This window comes from Endozoicomonas sp. ONNA2, assembly GCF_024606365.1.
Lineage (GTDB): Bacteria > Pseudomonadota > Gammaproteobacteria > Pseudomonadales > Endozoicomonadaceae > Endozoicomonas.
On record NZ_JAHHPO010000308.1, the window covers coordinates 1 to 4,612 of the forward strand.

Here is a 4,612-nt window from a genome sequence, read left to right on the forward strand (position 1 = left end):
GAGTGACTGGCCACTTAGTCAGAAAATATGATTTCATTTGGTTAACTACTTATGTGCCACGGCGTTACCTTTGGTCAGCGGGCCGGTAAATATCCTACTATTGGTGATTATGTTTATATTTCACCCGGGGCTTGCATTATTGGCGATATAAAGATTGGCAACCATGTTTTAATTGGGCCCAACGCTGTTGTTACTGAGTCTGTCCCTGACCATGGCGTTGTGATTGGTAATCCGGCTCAGGTTATTTCCAACAAAGGCTCACGCAAATATATAAGAAACCCGTTTCACGGTTAAACGGATTTCTAACGTTATTTCTTCAAATAAGCTTTCTTTTTATCATTGGACCTGCTTGTGATCATTCTTCTCACCGGCGGCGCAGGCTTTATCGGAAGTGCCGTAGTTCGTCATATTCTTGCCAATACTGATAACACAGTTATTAACCTTGATGCCCTGACCTATGCAGGTAATACCGAATCTATTCCTACTGAATTGCAGAATGACCGCTATCTATTCGAGCAAGTGGATATCTGCAATGCTCAGGAACTGAACCGCGTTTTTACCGAACACCAACCCGATGCCGTAATGCACCTCGCCGCCGAGAGCCACGTAGACCGCTCCATTGATGGCCCTGCTGCATTTATCCAGACCAACCTGGTGGGCACTTTTAATCTATTGGAATGTTCCCGTAACTACTGGCAGAAATTGGCTGAAGACAAGAAGGCTGCCTTCCGTTTCCACCACATCTTCACCGACGAAGTCTATGGCGACCTGCACGGCACTAATGACCTGTTTACTGAAACCACCCCTTATGCCCCAAGCAGCCCCTACTCTGCCAGCAAGGCAGGTTCAGACCATCTGGTAAGAGCCTGGCACCGAACCTATGGCCTGCCCGTGATAGTGACGAACTGCTCCAACAATTACGGGCCATATCACTTCCCGGAGAAGCTGATCCCTCACATTATTCTTAATGCGCTTCATGGCAAGCCACTGCCGGTGTATGGCGATGGCTGTCAGATTCGTGACTGGCTCTATGTAGAAGACCATGCACGTGCGCTTTATAAAGTGGTAACTGAAGGCAAAGTGGGAGAAACCTACAACATTGGTGGCCATAACGAGAAAAAGAATATTGATGTGGTAACAGCTATCTGTGATCTGCTGGAAGAGCTGGCACCAGCAAAACCAGTGGGTGTCAGCAAATACCGTGAATTGATTACTTTTGTTAAAGACCGTCCCGGCCATGATGCCCGTTATGCCATCAATGCCGCCAAAATTGAGAGAGAATTGGGTTGGGTGCCGGAAGAAACGTTTGAAACAGGCCTTCGTAAAACAGTTCAGTGGTATCTCGATAACCGCCAGTGGTGGGAACGGGTTCTGTCCGGCGAATATCAGTTAAGCCGACTGGGTGAAGCCAGCATTGCCGGGTAATTTGAGCCACAATCTCTGGGCCTCCCGCATTGGCAGGTTCAGTGGCAGTTAATGCTCTCAAGTAACTGTGCAGGCGTCATCACTGGCAGGTTTTCTGGCTTGTAGTCCTTTATATTCCGTGTGAGCAGTATATGGGCACCGCCGTTTTGAGCGGTGTAATATTGAATAGCGTCTTCAAAATCGGTAAAGCCAGACATTAAGGCCTGCTCCAGACTGGCCTCGGAAGTCACCATAATATTCAGCAGGCTTTTAAGTTTTACCAGTGCCTCTCTGGCCGCTTTTCGGCCAAGGCTTTTTCTGAGTATGTAAAAGACGTTGGCAAATATGGTGACTGACGTAGCACCTTGAAATTCACCACTCTGTATTTTCATAAATATGGCGGCACTCTCTTTAAACCAGGGTTGGTGCCGGGCAAGCAGATCCAGAATGATGTCCGCATCAAGGTACAGTGTTTGTGTCACTGGTATTTCTCCTGCAGAAAGCGGACATAATCTGCATTGTGTTTGGCCAGTTCAGATTCATCGATCACGCCAGCCAGATCGGCAACCAGCCCTTTGAGTTCCAGTGCGGGTTCTTCTGTTCCCGGTGCTTTAGGCAGTGTTCTCAGATAGTTTTCAACCAGTTTAGAGAGGCTTTGCTGCTGGCTTGCGGCGTAGCTCTTTGCCTGTCTTATCACGTCCGGGTCAACGGTCAGTGTCAGTTTACTCATCTTGTTCTCCATTACGTATTGACTTTATAAATTAGTACGTATGACTGGTTAGGGCAAGGCAGCGCAGTTCAAGTTTTTAAGTTAGTTGGTCCATTCCTGCGATTTTATTGCGCATCATCACATCAGAACTATGAAAAAATACAAAGGCATCATCCTGGCAGGTGGCTCCGGCACCCGTTTGCACCCCATTACCATGGGGGGTTCCAGGCAGCTATTACCGGTTTATGACAAACCGATGATCTACTACCCTCTGTCTGTTTTAATGTTGGCAGGTATTCGGGATGTGCTGGTCATCTCCACTCCGGAAGACTTGCCCGGTTTTCAGCGCTTATTGGGTGATGGCAGTCGATTTGGTATTTCGGTTTCCTATGCACAACAGCCTAATCCTGAAGGGTTGGCTCAGGCGTTTCTGATCGGTGCTGATTTTATTGGTGAAGATCATGTTAGCCTGGTGCTGGGAGATAATATCTTCTACGGCCAGCCTTTTTCTGAGCAGTTACAGCAAGCCACTGCCGTTGAGAAAGGGCAACAGTATTTGGTTACCATGTGTCAGACCCGCACCGTTTTGGGGTAGTTGCTTTTGATGAGCAAGGCAAGGCTACCAGTATTGAGGAAAAACCTGCTGAACCTAAATCAAATTATGCGGTAACCGGGCTCTATTTTTACGATAACACCGTCGTTAGTATTGCCCGGGATATTAAGCCTTCCGACCACGGTGAGCTGGAAATCACCGATGTCAATAATGCCTGCCTGGCCATGGGGCTGAATGTCAGCCTGCTGGGGCGTGGCTTTGCCTGGCTGGATACCGGCACCCACGATTCCTTAATGCAAGCTGGGCACTTTGTGCAGACCATTGAACATCGCCAGGGCTTAAAAGTGGCTGCGCTGGAAGAGATCGCTTATCAGCAGGGCTGGCTCTCTTTTGAAGAGGTAATAGCCACCGGTGAGCGGCTGGCTAAAACCGGTTATGGCCAGTATTTGATGAAAATTGCCCGGGAGTTTGCCTGATGAATGTGATTGAAACTTCAATTCCCGATGTAAAGATTATCGAGCCCAAAGTGTATGGTGACGATAGAGGTTTTTTTCTGGAAAGCTTTCAGGCAGATCGTTACCGGCAGCAGCTGAATATTGATCTGGATTTTGTCTAGGATAACCATTTCCGTTCTGCCTATGGGGTTTTGCGCGGCCTGCATTTTCAAAAGCAGAAACCTCAGGGCAAGCTGGTTCGAGTGGTGCGCGGTGAAATGTTTGATGTGGCCGTGGATATTCGGCCTGGCTCTGTTACTTATGGTCAAACCGTGTGCGTTTTCCTGTCTGAAGAAAATAAGCGACAGTTCTGGGTGCCACCGGGTTTTGCCCATGGTTTTGTAGTGACTTCAGAATTTGCTGATTTTGAGTACAAGTGTACAGATTATTATGATCCAACCGATGAGGGGGCTATTCGCTGGGATGATCCGGATCTGGCTATTGAATGGCCGGTAAAGAACCCAACTCTGTCTGCCAAGGATGCTGACGCTCCGCTGTTCAAGGATCTGACCCAATGAAAATTCTGATTACCGGGAGTAACGGACAGCTTGGCAGATGCCTGCAGGATCGTACTGGCCATTACGATTTTGAAGTAGTCGCTGTGGATGTGGATAAGCTGGATATTACCGATCAGTCGGCAGTGGCACCCTTTGTTCATCAGCATAAGCCTGATCTGATTATTAATGCTGCTGCTTATACCGCTGTGGATAAAGCAGAAACAGAACGGGAGCTGGCGGTACAGGTAAATGAGGTTGGCCCTGCAAACCTGGCAACACTTTGTGCAGAGCTGGATATTCCTATTATCCACGTCTCTACGGATTATGTGTTTGATGGTTTGGGTATTACGCCTTATCGGCCAGAGGGCTGTACCGCACCGCAAAGTGTTTATGGTGAAACCAGGCTGGCTGGTGAGAGTGCGGTTATCTTGGCTACGGCAAAGCATGTAATTATTCGTACTGCCTGGGTATTCAGCGAATATGGCAATAACTTTGTGAAAACCATGTTACGCCTTGCTGCAGAACGGGATACCTTGACCATTGTGGCGGATCAGTATGGTTGCCCTACTTATGCCGGTGACCTGGCAGATGCCATTGTTAAAATTGCGGCTGAGATGCAGGTGGATTCCGGCTGGTCTAAATTCGGGGTTTATCACTTCTGCGGTGAAGAGGCGACCAGCTGGCATGGTTTTGCGCGGGCTATTATTGCTCAAGCTTGTCAGTTGGGGCTGCTGGAACGGAAACCTGTCGTATTGCCAATTGCGACAAAAGATTATCCGACACCCGCGACCCGACCCGAGTATTCGGTGCTGGATTGCAGCAGTTTTCCGGTAGAGGGTATTGAACGGAATTGGCAAAGCAGTTTAGAGACAGTGCTGGAATCTTTGAAGCGTGATTAGGATTTTAGCGGTTAGCTGGCTGGCCTTTCTGGTGATTCTTTCGGCCAGCAAAAGCC

Annotated in this window: 5 protein-coding genes and 2 pseudogenes; 5 read left to right on the forward strand and 2 right to left on the reverse strand. The window is 48.4% G+C overall.

Features of this window, described 5'->3' with window-relative positions; all coding sequences use genetic code 11:
- Positions 1-51: 51 nt before the first annotated feature.
- Together KDK14_RS21640 and rfbB are read left to right on the forward strand one after the other, a co-directional pair.
- Complete coding sequence (locus KDK14_RS21640; RefSeq protein WP_373691035.1) at positions 52-294, forward strand: serine O-acetyltransferase; 243 nt, start codon at positions 52-54, stop codon at positions 292-294.
- A gap of 57 nt (positions 295-351) precedes the next feature.
- The gene (gene rfbB, locus KDK14_RS05560) at positions 352-1,425 is read left to right on the forward strand and encodes a dTDP-glucose 4,6-dehydratase (RefSeq protein ID WP_257264026.1); all 1,074 of its coding nucleotides are present in this window, start codon (positions 352-354) and stop codon (positions 1,423-1,425) included.
- A gap of 38 nt (positions 1,426-1,463) precedes the next feature.
- Here rfbB and KDK14_RS05565 read toward each other — a convergent pair whose 3' ends face one another.
- A complete protein-coding gene (locus KDK14_RS05565; RefSeq protein WP_257264027.1) occupies positions 1,464-1,886 on the reverse strand; it encodes a PIN domain-containing protein in 423 nt (140 codons plus the stop codon).
- Positions 1,883-2,134, reverse strand: coding sequence for a DUF6364 family protein (locus tag KDK14_RS05570; RefSeq protein WP_257264028.1), 252 nt, complete (start codon positions 2,132-2,134; stop codon positions 1,883-1,885). The genes KDK14_RS05565 and KDK14_RS05570 overlap by 4 nt, the downstream gene beginning before the upstream one ends.
- A 130-nt stretch (positions 2,135-2,264) precedes the next feature.
- On the opposite strand from KDK14_RS05570, the pseudogene rfbA reads away from it, so the two are divergent.
- The 3 genes and pseudogenes from rfbA to rfbD all read left to right on the forward strand — a co-directional run bounded on the left by rfbA (position 2,265) and on the right by rfbD (position 4,556).
- Positions 2,265-3,142: pseudogene (gene rfbA, locus KDK14_RS05575) on the forward strand (glucose-1-phosphate thymidylyltransferase RfbA).
- Positions 3,142-3,678, forward strand: a pseudogene (rfbC, locus tag KDK14_RS05580) (dTDP-4-dehydrorhamnose 3,5-epimerase). The pseudogenes rfbA and rfbC overlap by 1 nt, the downstream one beginning before the upstream one ends.
- Positions 3,675-4,556: a dTDP-4-dehydrorhamnose reductase gene (rfbD, locus tag KDK14_RS05585; protein WP_257264029.1), complete on the forward strand. Its 882-nt coding sequence runs from the start codon at positions 3,675-3,677 to the stop codon at positions 4,554-4,556. Before rfbC ends, rfbD begins: the two are co-directional and overlap by 4 nt.
- Positions 4,557-4,612 lie beyond the last annotated feature (56 nt).